The following is a 16,826-nucleotide window of genomic DNA, read 5'->3' as shown; positions in this document are numbered from 1 at the left end:
ACCAAAGACGAGCAACCGCTACGATGGCCATCTGAATGTCCACGGCCCGAATCGCGCAGATACGTGTTCCACGGCCGGCGCACGTATATTGCCCGCTCACGCCGCGCGCCAATCGTCCAGTCGCTCGCCGATTGCTTCCAGCTTGGCCCGGTCCAGTTTGCCTAACGAATTGCGCGGCAACCGGTTAACCACGATGAGCCGCTCCGGCATCTTGTAATTCGCAACCCTGGTGGACAGATCACGCAACACGTCCTCGACCTGCGTCGCGGTTTCGGTCAGTTCAACGAAACCGATCACGCGCTGACCGAGGACGGCGTCCCGCACGCCGACTATCGCCGCCTCGCGCACGCCGCGATGGACCGTGAGCGCATGCTCGATTTCGGTCGGCGAGATGTTCGACCCGCCGCGAATGATCAGGTTTTTCTTTCTGGCGACGTACCAGAAGTCGCCGGCCTCGTCCTGGCGCATCACGTCACCGGTGGGCCACCAGCCGTCCTTGCGTGCGTCGTCGATGCGCCCGGGGCCGAGCCAATAGCCGACGAACAGGTTCGGTCCGCGCAGCATCAGTTCGCCCGCTTCGCCGCGCCTGACCGTGTTGCCTTCTGTGTCGGCGAGACGAACGCGGTCCACGTCGACCGCGCGGCACACGGGCCCGCTATCGAATCCATAGGTGAAGGTGCCCGCGCTTTCGCTCATGCCGAGGAAATTGCGCATTCTGACGCCGAACACCCGCAAAAACTCCTCCTGCAGACTCGGCGGCGTCGCGTCGCCTCCGACGAGGCAGGTGCCCAGTGACGCGACGTTGCGTGGCTGCGCGATCTGCTCGACGATCGCCGCCGAATACATGAACGGCAACCACATCATCATCGTGCAACGGTGCCGTTCTATCAGGTCAAGCGCGGCCGCCGGCTCGAATCGGTCCATCAGGACGCAGGTGCCGTCTGTGGCGAGCGTCGCGAGCGCAGTGAAGAGCCCTGCAGCATGCATCATGGGCGTGGCAATCAGCGTGACGTCGTATGGCCTCGACGCAATGGCCTGGTAAGCTTGCATCATCGCGCACGCAGTGCGCGGGGTGTGCGTGACGAACTTCGGTTCTCCCGTGGTGCCGGACGTCGACAGCAGAAGCGCCGGTTCGTCGACGCGCACCGGCTCGAGCCGCATCTCGTCTGCCTCGTGCTCGATCAACTCACTCCATGCTCTGCCGCCCGCGCCTTGCGCCGAGCCGTCGACAAGAAAGCGCTTGTCCGCAACGAGAATCGAAGCATCCATGCCGGCAATCGCACCGTATAGATCCAGCTGGCCCAGATACAACGAAACCTGCAATCGTCGCAGTTGCGGCTCGAGTTCCGCGCGTGTGAGCCGGTTGTTCAGCGGCACCGCAATCATGCCTGTCAACATGCACGCGTAATACGCGGCGACGGTTTCCGGTTTGTTCGTCATGTGCAGCGCAATGCGATCGCCGGGTTTCAGACCGTGAGCGAGCAGACCTCGCGAAAGCCTTCTGATATACCGTGTCAGGCGATCGTAGGTCCATGTGTCATCTCCGGCGATCAGCGCAATGGCATGCGGGCGGGCTGCCGCGGAGTCGAACAGGCGTTCGTGCACAGTGGCGAGTTGCGGTACCTGCATGGGTTGCGGGCGTGTTCCGGGACAAGACATGGTGGTTGCTCCAAGGGTCGATTGGCTGTCGATGACAGGTCTGCCCTCACAACAGACAACGCTCGCAGATTATTCCGGCGCCTGTGTTGAACCAACTCCTCTTCCCGCGTCAATGACAACGACAAGTCGAGCCATGGCGCCGTCATCTAGTCCAGCGGCACGGTAATAACAGCACGCCCTGCCGCGCGTTTCACCAGCTCCGCGTGATTGGATGGCTGGCCTAACCATCTTGCCAGTCCACGCGGTTTCCGGTGACCCAGCACGAGCAGATCCGCGTTGAGCAGGCCCGCATAATTAGCCATGCTATCGACCACGTTCCCCACTGCGACATAGCCGCGCGCAACCGTTCCGCTCTCTCTCAAATGATCCAGCGCTTCCTTCAAGGTCTGCTTCGCCGTGCCTTCCATCTGTGAACACGCGACGTCCGATAAGTATCCAAGACTGCTGCCCACAGCCGAGCCGATATCCACTACCGACAGTACATGAACAGTAGCGGTCAACGCATATCCCAAACGGGTCGCGCGCAGTAATGCCGATCTGGATTCAGGCGATCCATCGTAGTAGACGAGCAGGTTGTAGTGGTCGGGCATGGGATCCTCGAATCGTGCGACGAAGGGAGTGGCGGCGGTTGCGTCATCCCCATAACACCCGTGGCCGACGAGGTATTCCAGAAAAGCGCAACGCTTCTTTTCGCTCGCGGCTCTTTGCCGTCACGGAATAAAACCGAAACACCAGGCGTTCGGAGGAGGACGATTCAGCGCCGAAGAGATCGGGCAGTTCAATCCGCGGACTCACTGTTCGCTGATTGCACGCCCATTCCTTTGCGCACTCAGGGATCGTTCGTTCGCGTGCATCGCAGATACAAGACGATTGCGGCGGGCGCTACTCCGAACATAAAAGGAATCGCGAAATGAAACTGCGTCAAAAGGCAGTGCTTGCCTGGTCATTCGCCGCTTGCACGGCAACGCTCACCGCGTGTGGCGGCGGCAGCGACAATTCCACGCCACCGGCCTCGGCCACCGGTCCTTTCAAAGCCACCGTGCTGGTTTCCGATGGCAGCGTAAGCGCACCGAACACGGACGCCAATCTCAAGAACGGCTGGGGTATCGCCTTCAACCCGACCGGCGTCATGTGGGTGTCCGACAACAATACGAAAAAGTCGACGCTTTATGACGGCAATGGCGTGGTGCAGTCGCTCGTCGTCACGATCCCGCCCGCGGCGAGTGGACAGGCTGCCGGGCCGACGGGCATCGTGTTCAATACCAGCACCGACTTCGGCATTAGCGCAAACGGCCTCACGAGCAACGCGGTCTTCCTCTGGGCCACCGACGCCGGCACGATCGCCGGCTGGTCACCGAAAGTACTGCCGACGCAAGCCGTCAACGCGCACGACGACGGCACCGGCGGCGCGGTTTACAAGGGCCTTGCCATCGGCGCGAACGCCGGTCAGAACCTGCTCTACGCGGCGGACTTTCATAACGGCAAGGTCGATGTGTTCGACAAGTCGTTCAACAAGATCCAACTCGACGGGCAATTCAAGGATCCCAACTTGCCTGCCGGCTTGTCCCCTTTCGGCATTCGTGTAGTCGGTACGACCGTCTATGTGACGTTTGCGAAGCTCGGTCCCGATGGACACACACAGGTGAACGGCCCTGGCAACGGCGCGGTCGACGCGTTCGATACCGCGGGGCACCTCACGAAGCGCATTGCCGTGGGCGGATCGCTGAATTCGCCTTGGGGTCTTGCGGTGGCGCCGGCGAATTTCGGTGCGCTTAGCAATGATCTGCTGGTCGGAAATTTCGGCGACGGCACGCTCGACGCGTTCGATCCCAATTCCGGGGCGTTCATCGGTGCAGTGACGCAAGCCGACGGATCGACTTTCAAACAGCCGGGTATCTGGGGCATCTCGTTCGGCAACAACGCTGCCAATCAACCGCTCAATACCCTGTTCTTCGCCGCCGGCCCGACACCGACGACCGGCGTCTACGGCCGGCTCGACGTCGCCCAGTAACCAGCCGGCGGACGCGGCGAACGCGGCACGGGCGGCGCCTACCCAGGACGCTCTCAGGATTCGCATGCGCCGCGGACGCCGACTCTGACCACGCAAGCCAAACCCGGTGCCACCCATGCCCGATGAACAGCCCCTCCACTACGAACGACGCGAGAGTCCGCGCGTCGGCCGCGCGATCGGGCTGAAGCAAATTCTGGTGCGGGTGGTAGTCGAGTGCGCCGGCGTTTTTCCCGCCTCATAGTCCAGCGCCTGTTGCCGTTGCCCGGTTAGTTGCACGGCAAGAACGTCCGTCCGTGCGCCTTCGCATAACACCCCATAAGCCTTTTTATTCCGCCGCGAGATAGCGAAACACGCGTTTCGTCGCGAATGGATTTCATTGCGCGACCCTGCACCGAAACGTACCCTGCTCTATACTCGTCAGCTTTTTGGATCGGCGCGTTCGCTTTCACGCTGCATCATGTCCCGACCCCAGCCATCAGCGCTTCTGCTTCGCTACGCCTTCATCGTGATCGTCATTGCGGCTGTCGCGGGAGCGTTCGCGTGGGTCGCCGGCTGGATTCGCTGGCCGGGCAGCGAGCCCGCACTGACGCCCGCCCGGATGATCGACGCCTTCCAGAACAGCATGGGCAGGCACCCCGGCTTTCGCCGCAATCATGCCAAGGGCGTGTGCGTGCGCGGCTATTTCGACAGCAACGGAAACGGCGCCGCGCTTTCGCGCGCGAGCGTGTTCGAGCGCGGCCGCACCCCTGTGATCGGCCGCCTCTCCGCACCGGGCGGCAATCCCGCCCAGGACGACGCCGACGCATCCGTGCGCAGCTTTGCATTGCTGTTCTCGGTGCGCAACGCAGAGCAATGGCGCACCGCAATGAACTCCGTGCCGATCTTCCAGGTCGCCACGCCACAGGCGTTGTACGAACAACTGGTGGCGCTGCGCCCGGATGCGCGGACCGGCCGGCCGGATCCCGCGAAACTGAACGCGTTTCTTGCGCAGCACCCCGAAACAATGGCCTTTCACCAGTGGGTCGACACCCATCCGCCTTCCACGGCTTTCTATAACGCGAGCTACTTCAGCATCGACGCGTTCCGTTTTGTCGATGCCGATGGCAACACACGTTTCGTCCGCTGGAGTGTGGTTCCCGACACGCCCTATGCGCCGTCGACCGAACGCACGAACCCGGCGCGCGATCCCGACTTTCTGGCACACGATCTCTATCTGCGCTTGCAGGCCGGCCCCGTCTCCTGGCACCTCATGCTCACGCCGGCAGGCCCGGGCGATCCGGTCGACGACGCGACGCGCGCATGGCCGCCCGAGCGCGAATTGCATCGGGTGGACGCCGGCACGATCGTGATCGAGCGCGCCGAAAGCCAGATCGACGGCGCCTGCCGGGACATCAATTTCGATCCGTTGATCCTTCCCTATGGCATCGCGCCCTCGGACGATCCGCTACTCGCCGCGCGTTCGGCGGTCTACGCGGTTTCGTTCAACCGGCGCACGCGCGAAGAGGCGGGAATTGGCACGCACCGCCGCTAGAAAGGGCGGCATCGAGATCTCCTCGATGGAATAAAGACGGCTCTCACACGTTGTGCGGTCTCAAGTTAAACTACACCGTTCGAACTTCGTAGCGAAAAAAAACGGTGGCGAACGACAGTGCAATTTTTAGTGCGAGGTCGACGGGTTCGCAATGCTGTCGAACCCGTCTCGGGGAACATGGGAGATTTTCGTTCAATGAACGGTGTAGATTTACCTGGCATGCTTCCCGAAATGCTGCCGCGCCTGTGGGCGTTCGCGCTTCGCCTGTCGGGGGACCAGCATGACGCCGAGGATCTTGTGCAACGCGCCTGCCTGCGCGGGCTCGAACGCGCCCATCAGCTTCAGCCCGACACGGCTCCTTTGAGCTGGATGTTCTCGATTGTCCATTCGACCTGGATCAACGAGCTGCGCGCCCGCAGCGTGCGAAGACGGTCCAGTTTCGATTGGGATGACGACTTCCTCGAAAATCTTCCCGACCCCGTCGACCGGGGTCCCGAAACGCAATTGATGCACGGGCAGATCATCGACGCAGTCGAACGCTTGCCGGAGGCGCAGCGCGTCGTGATGCTGCTCGTCGCCGTGGAAGGCCTGAGCTATCAGCAGGCCGCCGACGTGCTCGAGGTGCCCATCGGCACGGTCATGAGCCGCCTGTCGCGCGCCCGCCAGGCGGTCGGCGCGCTGCTTGGCGGCGAGACGCCGAAAGCCCGGCCCGCGAAGACACAAAAGGATTCAATCGCATGATGGCTGACGACGCTCAACTGCTCGCTTACGTGGATGGCGGCCTGTCGCCCGAGGATCGCAGCGCGGTCGAAGCGCGACTGCGCGAGTCCGCCGAAGCAAGGCAAAAGGTCGCACTGTTGCGCGCTTCGCGGCTCGATTTCGCGGACGCCTTCGCGCAACAGAGCCTCCCGCCAGTGCCCGATTCATTGAAGCTCAAGATCGACGAGATGGTCCGCGCGCAGCGCGCCCGGGAATCGAACGACCCGGTCCTGCCCGCCAGCGAAAAAGCGCCCTCCGAGCCCGTGCGCTCGCGCCTGCGCGGCATGCCGGTCTGGCTTGCTGCGGCCTGCGTCGCCGGCGCTTTCGCCTGCGGCCTGTTCGTGCGGGTTGGCCCGCTTGCGGGCGGCGGCGTGCAGATTGCCGCCAACGCCGACGTATCGCCGTGGGTGGCGGCGGCGGTCGGGTATCAGAAGCTGTACACGCGCGACACCCTCGCGTACACGGAGGAAGATCCGGCGGCCGCGGCGAAGATCGTCAGGGATATCCGCAGCGACGACAAGCTCGCCCTGCGCGTGCCGGACCTGACGAGCGCCGGGCTGACGTTCAAGTCGGTGCAACGGCTGCGCTTTAACAACAAGCCGCTCGTGCAGATCGTCTATCTGCCGCAAAATGGCCCGCCGATTGCGCTGTGCGTGATGAAAGACTCGAAGCCGGACCAGCCGGTCGCGACGAAGACGGTCGATGCCATGGACGTCGCAACGTGGCGGCAAGCGGAGTTGAGCTATGCGCTCATCGGGCAGTCGGGCAACGTCGATCTCGCCGCGCTCGGCAAGCGCATCTCCAATCTCGACATGGCGCCGCTTTTCAGCGATGCCTCGCCGATCGCGCGTCCCGTGTCCGGATAACGGCATGCCCGAGCGCGGCACGCGACAGTGACGCATCGGGCCGTGGCGTGGCGATTCGCGGTAAGCCTTTACCGCGCATCGCCACGCGTTAGACGGCATCCTCAAGCGCCGCCAATACACAGCCGCGCACCCCGCCGCTGAACGGCGAAGGCGCTCGCGTCGGCCCGAAAAAATCTTCAGGGCCCGACGGAATAATGTCGAGCCACGGGTGTTATGTCATTAGCCCTTATGGCGTCATGCAGGTTTGGGAGGGGCATCCCATTCCCGCCAAGAGCGAAGACAGGCCTTATGAATCTGGACGACATCGAATTGATGGGCTACGTGGACGGCACACTGCCGGCCCGCGAGTGCGTAGCCGTGGAGCGCGCGCTGAGTGGCTCTCCCGAGGCCACGCGACGCGTCGCGTGGCTCATGAGGTCGCGCCTGCCGTACGCGCAAGCGTTCGCGCAGCAGACTCTGCCGCCGGTGCCCGCAAGCCTCAGCGTGCGGATCGGCGACATGGCGCGCGCGGCGAAAAAGCCTGCACAGGATTTCGCGTGGAGCGAGCCGCAGAGCCCGCAAGGCGCGGCAGCGCCGGTCGGGCGCGATGCGAGTGCCAACGACGCCGTCATGCCGCATCCTGACGGCGCCGCGGCGTCAGCGCCGATCCGCTCGCGCTTGCGTATCGCGCCCGCGTGGCTTGCCGTCGCATTCGTCGCGGGCGCGTTCGCCTGCGGCTTCGTGCTGCGCCTCGGCAGCGGCGTGGGACCCGCGTCGACGGCAGGCGCATCGTTGGCGTCGGTGGGAACGGGGGTGTCGCCCTGGGTCGCGGCCGCCGCCAGCTATCAGCAGCTCTATTCTCGCGACACGCTCGCCAACATCGAAGCCGATCCCGCGCTGGTGGCGAAAACCACCGCGCAGATTCACGACGACGATGGCCTCGCCGTTCGCATTCCGGATCTGAGCGCCTACGGCCTCACCTTCAAGCGCGTGCAGCGCCTGCGCTTCAACAACAAGCCGCTGGTTCAGATCGTCTATCTGCCCGAACGGGGTGCGCCTGTCGCGTTGTGCGTGATGAAGGAGGCCAAGCCCGACGCGCGCACGGCAACGCAGCAGGTTGCGTCGATGACGGTCGTCACCTGGCGTCAGTCCGAACTCGGTTACGCATTGATCGGCCCGCGTGAAGGCATCGATATGAATGCGCTGAGCAATAGCATTTCCAGCCACCGCGCCGCGCCGCTGTTCGGTTCGCTGCCCGCGCCCATTCCGCTTGCCGCCCTCGACACGCCGCTTCTTCCCGCCACGGAATAATTCGCCCGCTTCGCTGTTGTGTTGAAGAGACCGGCGTTGCCCGGCATCGTCAACTTGCGAGCAAAGCACATGGTTTATCGACTGCGGGCATGGACCCTGGGTATCGTCTTGCTGGCCGCGCTGTCCTCGCCGGCACGCGCGGCCTGGACGCTTGTCAGCGCGGATTCTCCCGTCACCGTGGTGCGCGCGGCCAACGTGTTCGAATTGGGCGCGGGCGAGTCCTTGCGTGCCGACGATCTGATTCTGTCGCCGCGACAAGGCGTCGTGCAGATTCAGGACGACAACGGCACGCTCGTCGCACTCGGTGCGCAGTCGCGCGTGATGCTGCAGTCAGATGAACGCATCGGCTTGCTTGGCGGCTGGATGAAGTTCGCCCCTGCCTGCAAGGCTGCACCGTGTTCGCAGCGGATCGTGGAGACGGAGCGCGGTGCCATTCGCCTGAGCACGAGTGCGAGCGCGGCGGCAATCGTCGCCACGCCCGGCGACGCAGGCGAGATCGCCGTGTTCAGCGAAAGCGGCGTGCAAACGCTCGCCCTCAAACCGCCACTGACGATCGACGCCGGGAGCTTCGCCGAGATTTCCGGGAACGCGCCCGCCCACGTCTTGCCGCGGCCATCGAGCGCGTTCCTTGCAGCCATGCCGGTCGCGTTTCGCGACGCGTTGCAGCCGCTCGCCATCAAAGCCACGCCTGCCAGCGACGCCGCCCCCAAGCCGTTGCGCCCGGCGACCTACGACGACCTCGCGCCGTGGCTCACGAGCACGCTGCCCGCGCGCAAACGCTTCGCCGCGCGCTTTCATACGCGGCTCGCCGACAACGCGTTCCGCGCATCGATCGAGAGTCATCTGAACGCGCTGCCCGACTGGCGCGTGTTCCTCTACCCGCCCGCGCACGCCGCTCGCAACAAAGTCCGCTATCCATGAAACGTCGCGCCAAAACCGCTAACAGTACGCCATGAAACTCAAGCTTTCGCTCAGCGTCAAATTCAACCTCGTGTTCCTGCTCATCTTTTCGATTGGGCTCGTCGCCGCCGGTATCGTGGCGGATCGCCTTCTGCAAAAGCAGGCGCTCGAAGAAACCGTCCACGACGCCAACGTACTCATCAGCGCGGCGGGGTCGATGCAGAACTATACGGCCGCGCACATCACGCCGCTCCTCGCCACGCAGATCAAATATCGCTTCGTGCCGGAATCCATCCCCGCCTTCTCGGCGATCGAAATGCTCAATCTGCTGCAGAAGGATTTCCCGAACTTCTCGTACAGGTCGACGATGGTCAATCCGACCAATCCGCGCGACCGGCCCACCGATTGGGAAGCCGATGTGATCAGCCATCTGCATGACCGGCCCGAACTCAAGGAGCTTACCGGCCAGCGCGATTCGCCCGGCGGCCGCACCCTCTTTCTCGCGCGCCCGAGCCGCATCACCGATTCCGCCTGCATGCAATGCCACAGCACCCCAAGCGCGGCGCCCGCCACCATGCTGGACAAGTACGGTTCCGCGAACGGCTTCAACTGGCCGATGAACGAAGTGATCGGCGCGGAATTCGTGTCGGTGCCAATGGCGCAGCCGATCGAACGCGGCCGCGCGATCTGGCGCGCGTTCATGCTGTCGCTCGGCGGCGTGTTCGCAGTCGTCCTGATCGTGATGAACGTGATGATGCATCTGCTGATCACGCGGCCGATCCAGTCGCTCTCGCGCGCCGCCGATGAAATGAGCCTCGGCAAACTCGGCGCGACGCCCTTGCCGACGAGCGGATCGGACGAGATCGCCTCGCTTGCCGTATCGTTCGGACGCATGCAGACGAGTCTCGTCGAGGCGTTCAGGATCCTCGACGAAGAAGAGGCCTAAGCCATGCCCTCCCCGGCCGACTTCCCCGCCCGGCTTGGCCGCTACGTCATCGAACGGATACTCGGACGCGGTGCGATGGGTGTGGTGTATCTGGCCTTCGATCCGCATATCGAGCGCGAGGTGGCGCTGAAAACCATCCGGCGGGAGCTGACGCCGGGTGAAACGCCGGACGACTCCACGCACGATCTCACCGCCCGTTTTCTGAACGAAGCGCGGGCGGCGGGCCGTCTCGTTCATCCGAACATCGTGGCGGTGTACGACTACGGCGAAGCCGACGACACCGCCTTCATCACGATGGAATACGTGCGCGGCGAGAGCCTCGCGGCGCGTCTCGCGCAGCACGTGCGCGCCGGTTCGCGCATGGGTGCGCCGCGTGCGTTGCGATGGTTCGTGCAACTGCTCGATGCGCTCGACTACGCGCACGGCGCGGGCATCGTTCATCGCGACATCAAGCCCGCCAATCTGCTCATCGCGCAACGTGGCGAATGCAAGATCGCGGACTTCGGCATTGCGCATCTCGACACCTCGTACCTGACGCAATCCGGCACGATGCTCGGCACGCCGAGCTATATGTCGCCGGAGCAATTCACCGGGGAACCCATCGACGCGCGCGCCGACCTGTTTTCCGCCGCCGTCGTGCTGTACGAAATGCTGACCTGCGTGTGCCCGTTCACAGGAACGCCGAGCGTGGTCATGCAAAAGGTCCTCAACGACACGCCGCCTGCTCCGAGCACCATAGCGCCGGAATTGCCCGGCTATATCGACGCCATGCTGATGAAAGCATTGTCGAAGCGTCCGCAAGACCGTTTCGCTTCCGCGCGCGAATGGCGCGACACGCTGCTTGCCGAACTCGCCAGCTATAACGAGAACGCCGAGGACCCGGAGCGTACCGTGCTCGCCTACGCGAGTCCCGCCGCCACGCTCGATATGGCGCCCGCGTCAGAGACGTCGAAGGCGTCGAAGGCAACGAGGAATTGGCCGCCCGAATTGATCGCGCAACTGGAGGAACGGCTCGCCAGTCACGTGGGCCCGGTGGCGACCTTGCTGCTGCGGCGCGCGTCGGCGAGCGCCGCGGACGTCGACGCGCTACGCGAGCGGCTCGCCACGTACCTGCCCGACGGTGCCGCGCGCCGCGAGTTCGATTCGCTTTTGTCGCAACTGGAGGCCGGCTCATCGCGCGCGCTACCGGCGCAAAAGATCAGCGTCGAGCAGGTGAGCGACGCCGCGCGTCATCTCACGACCTATCTGGGCCCGATCGCGCGCGTCATCGCGCGCCGTGCGGCGGCGAGCGCGCCCGATCTGCAAACTTTCCATGCGCGTCTGCTCGACGCCGTGCCGCAACAGAAAGACCGCGACGCGCTACGTCGCGAGTGGGATACGGAACGCGATTAATCGGCATCGAGCAGGCGCAGGAACAAAGCGGCATCGAACGGCCCGTCATGATGCACGACCTCACCCACATCCGACCACCAGACGCTGTCTGCCGCGCGCGACGCGGTACCGGATAACTGCCCCCGCAAGCCGGTCAATGACGCCTCCAACTCGGTCAGCGAAAAGGCCGGCTTGAGGGTGGAGAGCGCGAGTGCCGCGGCATCGGTATGCCACGATGAAGCCGACACGCATGCGTCGCCGTCGACCGGCCGCGCGATCACGAACGGGAAGTAGCGTCCCACCGCATCGATGCCCGGCATCAGCACGCCGGTGTGCGCGTCCTCGGCGATCACGCCGCGCCGCACCGCGAAGCACCACACGGGCATGGCGAGATACCGGCACAGCCAGTTGTCGGCATAGCGCGCGCGCGCGGCCACGAGGCCGCGCTGCAGCCATGCATCCCATTGCGCGACGAATCCGGCCGACAAGCCCCGCCTGACGAAATCGCCGTGCGTGCGGACTTTGCCGTAGAAGCCCGCGTTCATCCGATCGTCAGGTTTCATAGCGAGGCGGGGCAACGAAAGCGGTCGAGCACGCCCGCGCGAAACGGATTGTCCGCGCTGTTCGCGACGAGTGCGAGCGACACGCGGCCTCCATCGAAGGACACGTTGAAGTGATCGGCCTGACCGGACTGCTGGACGCGCGCGGCGTCGAAGAGATGAAACAGCGCCCACGGTCCGTCCGCGTGCGGCGGCGTGCCTTGCGCCGGGTCGAGTTCGACGTGCGCCTGCGCCGTGCCTTTTCCGCTCGGCCACTGGAACGCGGCGGTGGCGTTCGGCGCGTCGCTGGTCGCGGTGAGTTGCTGTCCGTCGATATCGAGCACGAAGCGCTTGAGCGACGGATCGAGCGACGCGATCTTCACCGTGAAACGCACCGAGACATCCCGGCCGCCGTCGCGGAACAATGCGTCGCGCAGCATGGCCGCGTTCTGGAATTGAACCGGCACATCGTCCGGAATACCAAGCGATTTTGCTTCCGGCCGCCATTTCCACACGGCGCCCGAGGTATCCACACGATTCTGCAAATTCTTCTGGAAGAAGTCGTCGATGAGACCGCCCGGCGCCAGGATGCGCGCGAAGTCGTCCGGCGCGGCGTCGCGCGTCGATGTCTTCACGAGCGGATAACGCCCGTCGAGCGCCTGCCTGCAAGCGGGAGCCACACTCGCCGCCCACAGCGCACTCAGTTGCGCGCGCTGACTCTGCAGTTGCACGGTGTCGGCATTGGCGGCCACGCCTTGCAGCACCGCCGCGAGCGGCGCGGGCGCGTTCTGTGAAAGCAGCTTCAGGCGATCGAGCGGGCCGGTCGCGGGCAGCGGCAACGACTGCTTGCGCGCGGTGTCGTCGGCCTGCAGCGTGGCGGCGGCATCCTTGAACGCGCCGATGGATTCGTCGAGTGCCGGACCGGCCAGGTCGTGCAGCGGCTGAAAATGCGTATCGACGAGCGTGGGCGCCGGCGCTTCCCCTGCTCCCGCTCCCGTCACCAACGCCTTGCCGAGGTTCTGCTTGAGCGCGTCCAGCTTGCCCGGCGGCGCGGGGGCCGGGGTGAACGTCGTCTCACGCGCGGCGGCCTGAATCAGGCCGCGCAACGGCGAGGCGGGCGACCCCAGCAGATTCGCGATGCGCGCGCCCTGATCCGGCGCGGCAAACGGCACGACGCCCACATCGGCGAGCAGGCCGTCCCATTGGCGAATCGTCGCCTCGCAGTAGAGCCGCGTCAGCGCGGCGCGCAGCGCATCCGTGCCGGCGGGATCGGGACGCGCCTCCCCGCGGCCGAGCACCCAGTCGTCCTTCGACAAGTCGGCGAGCGCGGCTTCACGCAGACGCACGAACGCATCGAAGCCTGCGCGCGTGTACGCTCCATCGATGCCTTGCGTGAGCGGCGCTCCGCTCTTCCTCACGAACACCAACAGACCGCTCGGTCCGGCCGCTTTCGCGATCGTGAAGTCCGGCAGGCGAAGCTGCGCCAGTTGTTGCTCGATGCGTCCATCCAGACGCTGCGCGAGCGGCACGCGATTCAGCGTGGCCCGCGCCTGCGCGATCAGGTTCTGGTCGAGCGGCAGGTTCGCATCGAATTGCCCACGGCGGAACAAGGCTTCCAGATGCCCGTCGATGCTGGCGCGTTGCGCATCCGTCGCGTTCTGGAGCGCGCCGCGCTGCCACGCGTGCATCGCCCAGACGCGCAGCGCGGCCGGATCGAAGTGCGTCGGATCGCCGAGCATCAAATACGCTCGCAGCGCTTCGTATTGCGTGGCGGCGTTGTCGGCGTCGCCGCGGCGCAGTTGCTCCTCCATGCGCTGCACGACGATCGGCAGCAACGTCTGGCGCAACAGGCGCTGATACACGCGCTGCGCTTCCAGCCCGAGCTTCTGCCGCTGGTCGAGGCCGAGTTTCTCCCACCACGCGTCATGGCCCGCCGCGCGCTCGGCCTCGCCGCCGGGCAGATTGCGCGCGGCGTCGAGCAGCGGCAATACCGCCAGCGGATCGTCGCCGGCCGTCGTCTGCTGCGCGCGCTGGGTCAGCGCGGCGATCTGCTGGCGGCTTTCGTCGACGAAGCGGCGGTTCGCCCGGTCGGCCGCGAAAAGGCCGATCAGCCCCGCCGCCAGCAACACGCCGATCACACCGATCGCGACCCGCTGAAAACGCGCACGGCGGCGCTCCACGCGCGGATTGCTGCCGGCAATGCCCGCCTCCTCGAAGATCACATCGCGAAGCAGGCGCTTGACGAAGTAAGCGCGCCCGCTCGATGAATCCGTCAGCAACACCTCGCGCTGAAGTCCGAGCGACGCCGCCATTGAACTCATCATCCGGTCGAGCGGCCTGCCGGTCTGCGTCCCGCTCGTGAAGTAGACGCCGCGAAGCATCGCGGCACGAGCGAAACGCGACTCGCCGAACGCGTCGTCGAGGAAGCGCTGCAACGCGCCTTCGATGCCCGCGAACTGCTGCGGAAAGGCATAGATCAGCGCGCGCCGCCGAACGTCGGTCTCCTGCTGCATGCGCTGCAGCACGCGATCCTGCAACTGCCGGTGCAGCAAGCGGAATTCATCGGGAAAACGCTGCAGCGGAGAGTCAGCGTTTGCCGCGTCGTCGCGCTCCGCGAGCGGGAACGTCACGCCCCAGACCTGCTCGCGCTCGTCGCGGCCCAAGTCATCGAAGAATTCGGCGAAGCCGGCGAGCAGATCGCTTTTCGTGACGACGACATAGACCGGCAACTGCACGCCCAGTTGCCGGTTCAATTCGGCGAGGCGTTCGCGCACGGACGCCGCATGCTTCGCGCGCGCCGCGTCGGTCTGCTGCAACAGATCGGTGGCCGAGACGACGGCCATCACACCGTTCAGCGGACGGCGCGGCCGGTACTTGCGCAGCAAGGCGAGAAAACCGAGCCATGCGCCGCGATCGGCCTCCTCGTGACTGTCCTGGGTCGTGAAGCGGCCCGCGGTGTCGAGCAGCACGGCGTCGTCGGCGAACCACCAGTCGCAGTGGCGCGTGCCGCCCACACCGCCGATCGCCTGCGCGCCGAGCCGGTCCGCGAGCGGAAAGCGCAGCCCCGAGTGCACGAGCGCGGTCGTCTTGCCCGCGCCCGGCGCGCCGACGAACATGTACCAGGGCAAATCGTAGAGCGTGCGGCGGCGCAGGTTCAGCCATGCAAGAACGCCGCGCATTTTGCCCTGGCCTGGGCCCTTGCCTTCCGACGGGCCCTGCACATGCCGCAGCGTTTTGATGGCCTCTTCGAAACGCGTGCGCAAGACCGCGAGGTCGGCGGCCGCGGCCTTGCGCGCCGGACTCGGTTCGCGATTCGCCGGATCGAGCGCATCGGCGACGATCCCGCGCACGAAATTCGAACTCGCGATGCGCGTCTTCACGAAGCGGACTCCCCACCAGAGCGCCCAGCACGCGAAGATGAACGCGACGGCCAGCCAGCGGCGCGACTCGCTTTCGAGCGGCGCGTGGCCGTCGAATGCGAACAATGGGCCTTCGAACCACACGAGCGCCGACAGCGCCAGCACGCCGGCAAACGATACAGCTGCCGGTCTCCTCAATCCGTTCAACCACTTCATGGCGCCGCTCCTGGCGAAAGAATGTCGATGGTCACGCGCCGGTTCCGCGCGCGTCCGGCCGGGGTGTCGTTCGATGCGACCGGCTCGGTATCGCCGCGGCCTTCGGCGGTGACGCGCGAAGGCGTGTCGAGCTTCGCGGCGATGATGGCCCGCACCGTGTCCGCACGCGCCTGCGACAGCGCGACGTTGGAGGGGAACTGCGCCGACACGATGCGCTGGTTGTCCGTGTGCCCGATCACGACGATGTTGCCGGGCTTGTCCCGCAAGGCCAGCGCGATGCGCAGCATCAACGGCGCGAAGTGCGCGTCGAGCTCCGCGCTGCCCGAGGCGAAGAGCTGCGTGCCTTCGGCGGCGTTGTTGATCGTCACGGTGGTCCGGTCGGCGGACTCGCCGACCGAGACGAGGCCTTGCGCGATCTCCGGCGCGAGGAATCCGGCGAGCGCCGCCGAGAGCCGCGGCGCGGCGCTCGTCTTCGCGGCCAGCACCGGCGCCGGCGCGACGCGGATCGCGCGCATGGAGGCGAACACTGGATCGGAGAAGTCGTTGATGCGAATGGCGAGCACGAGGCTCGTCGCCATCAGAACCAGCCCGGCGAGCGCCAGCGCGACCCACAGCGGCACGAACTGCAGCAGCCGCTTGCGCTCGCGCGCCGCGGGCTGCCAGTGCGGCGAGAGCGCCCGTTCGATCGTGCCGCGCTGCGTGCGAATCATCTGCTCGAGCCGTTCGCGGATCACGTCGAGTTGCGTCTTGCCGCCTTCGATCAGCCGGTAGCGTCCGTCGAAGCCGAGCGCGAGCATCACGTAAATCAATTCGAGCATGTCGATGTCGACCGCCGGGGTCTGCACGAGGCGCTGCAGGATCACGAAGAGCCGTTCGCCGCCCGACGCTTCGTTATGAAACGTCACGAGCAGGCTGCGCCGGCCCCACACGCCCGCGCCCCACGGCGTCGCCGCGATCGCCTCGTCGATGAACGTGCACAGGCAATAGCGCGCGGGGCCGAGTTGCGCATCCGGCACGCCGAAGGAACGGCCGTCGGCTTCGAAGCGGCGCATCATCTGGATCAGTTGCGTGCGCAAGGCGTCGAGGTCCGGATGACTCGCGAGCCGCCGCAGCGGCAGCGCCAGTTCAAGGAGCGGATTGGCCGCCCGCAAGAGCGGATTGCGCCCGGCGAGCGAGGCATCGAGCGGTGCAAGCGCGAGCGCGTCCGGCTTTCCCTGCTGTTTCGCCTCTGGCCTGGCGGACTCGCGCCCGCGGCCCGGCGTCGGCATTCTGATGGTGCGCGCGGCGTCGAGAAACTCCGCGTCGTCAAGCGTCGGATCGGTGTTGTCGGTCATGGAAGAGTCCTTGTTTCGGCGCCTTCGATTGGCGTGGCGTCATGG

Annotated in this window: 13 protein-coding genes; 8 read left to right on the top strand and 5 right to left on the bottom strand. The window is 65.6% G+C overall.

Annotated elements, in window-relative coordinates:
* Positions 1 to 96: 96 nt before the first annotated feature.
* The gene (locus ACQKRQ_RS13950; RefSeq protein ID WP_427477597.1) at positions 97 to 1,659 is read right to left on the bottom strand and encodes a class I adenylate-forming enzyme family protein; all 1,563 of its coding nucleotides are present in this window, start codon (positions 1,657 to 1,659) and stop codon (positions 97 to 99) included.
* Positions 1,660 to 1,805: 146 nt separating this feature from the next.
* Positions 1,806 to 2,249, bottom strand: a complete 444-nt coding sequence (locus ACQKRQ_RS13945; protein WP_427477595.1) for a universal stress protein — start codon at positions 2,247 to 2,249, stop codon at positions 1,806 to 1,808.
* 320 nt (positions 2,250 to 2,569) lie between these two features.
* On the opposite strand from ACQKRQ_RS13945, the gene ACQKRQ_RS13940 reads away from it, so the two are divergent.
* The 8 genes from ACQKRQ_RS13940 to ACQKRQ_RS13905 all read left to right on the top strand — a co-directional run bounded on the left by ACQKRQ_RS13940 (position 2,570) and on the right by ACQKRQ_RS13905 (position 11,354).
* A complete protein-coding gene (locus ACQKRQ_RS13940; protein ID WP_427477593.1) occupies positions 2,570 to 3,670 on the top strand; it encodes a TIGR03118 family protein in 1,101 nt (366 codons plus the stop codon).
* 457 nt (positions 3,671 to 4,127) lie between these two features.
* Entirely contained in the window at positions 4,128 to 5,201 is a 1,074-nt protein-coding gene (locus ACQKRQ_RS13935; protein WP_408311351.1) for a catalase family peroxidase, read from the top strand.
* A 195-nt stretch (positions 5,202 to 5,396) separates the two neighbouring features.
* On the top strand, positions 5,397 to 5,942 hold the full coding sequence (locus ACQKRQ_RS13930) for an RNA polymerase sigma factor (RefSeq protein ID WP_132374479.1): 546 nt from the start codon (positions 5,397 to 5,399) through the stop codon (positions 5,940 to 5,942).
* Positions 5,939 to 6,826, top strand: a complete 888-nt coding sequence (locus ACQKRQ_RS13925; protein WP_427477591.1) for an anti-sigma factor family protein — start codon at positions 5,939 to 5,941, stop codon at positions 6,824 to 6,826. Before ACQKRQ_RS13930 ends, ACQKRQ_RS13925 begins: the two co-directional genes overlap by 4 nt.
* A 288-nt stretch (positions 6,827 to 7,114) precedes the next feature.
* Complete coding sequence (locus tag ACQKRQ_RS13920) at positions 7,115 to 8,116, top strand: anti-sigma factor family protein (RefSeq protein WP_427477590.1); 1,002 nt, start codon at positions 7,115 to 7,117, stop codon at positions 8,114 to 8,116.
* A gap of 69 nt (positions 8,117 to 8,185) precedes the next feature.
* Positions 8,186 to 9,037, top strand: coding sequence for a hypothetical protein (locus tag ACQKRQ_RS13915; protein ID WP_427477588.1), 852 nt, complete (start codon positions 8,186 to 8,188; stop codon positions 9,035 to 9,037).
* 31 nt (positions 9,038 to 9,068) lie between these two features.
* Positions 9,069 to 9,962: a c-type heme family protein gene (locus tag ACQKRQ_RS13910; RefSeq protein WP_408252733.1), complete on the top strand. Its 894-nt coding sequence runs from the start codon at positions 9,069 to 9,071 to the stop codon at positions 9,960 to 9,962.
* A gap of 3 nt (positions 9,963 to 9,965) precedes the next feature.
* Positions 9,966 to 11,354 carry a serine/threonine-protein kinase gene (locus tag ACQKRQ_RS13905; RefSeq protein ID WP_427477587.1) on the top strand — a complete coding sequence of 463 codons (1,389 nt, stop codon included), beginning with the start codon at positions 9,966 to 9,968 and terminating at the stop codon, positions 11,352 to 11,354.
* Here ACQKRQ_RS13905 and tagF read toward each other — a convergent pair.
* The 3 genes from tagF to tssL are packed head-to-tail and all read right to left on the bottom strand — an operon-like array spanning position 11,351 to position 16,781.
* Complete coding sequence (tagF, locus tag ACQKRQ_RS13900; protein ID WP_427477585.1) at positions 11,351 to 11,896, bottom strand: type VI secretion system-associated protein TagF; 546 nt, start codon at positions 11,894 to 11,896, stop codon at positions 11,351 to 11,353. The genes ACQKRQ_RS13905 and tagF overlap by 4 nt on opposite strands.
* Positions 11,893 to 15,447 (bottom strand): type VI secretion system membrane subunit TssM, encoded by a 3,555-nt coding sequence (tssM, locus tag ACQKRQ_RS13895; RefSeq protein ID WP_427477584.1) that lies wholly within the window; start codon positions 15,445 to 15,447, stop codon positions 11,893 to 11,895. Before tssM ends, tagF begins: the two co-directional genes overlap by 4 nt.
* Positions 15,444 to 16,781: a type VI secretion system protein TssL, long form gene (gene tssL, locus ACQKRQ_RS13890; RefSeq protein ID WP_408311335.1), complete on the bottom strand. Its 1,338-nt coding sequence runs from the start codon at positions 16,779 to 16,781 to the stop codon at positions 15,444 to 15,446. The genes tssM and tssL overlap by 4 nt, the downstream gene beginning before the upstream one ends.
* Positions 16,782 to 16,826 lie beyond the last annotated feature (45 nt).

The sequence above is a fragment of the Paraburkholderia sp. NPDC080076 genome, assembly GCF_050281145.1.
In the GTDB taxonomy this organism is placed as follows: domain Bacteria; phylum Pseudomonadota; class Gammaproteobacteria; order Burkholderiales; family Burkholderiaceae; genus Paraburkholderia.
Note: the sequence above shows the minus strand (reverse complement) of the source record. Positions and strands in the feature narration are given on the sequence as shown.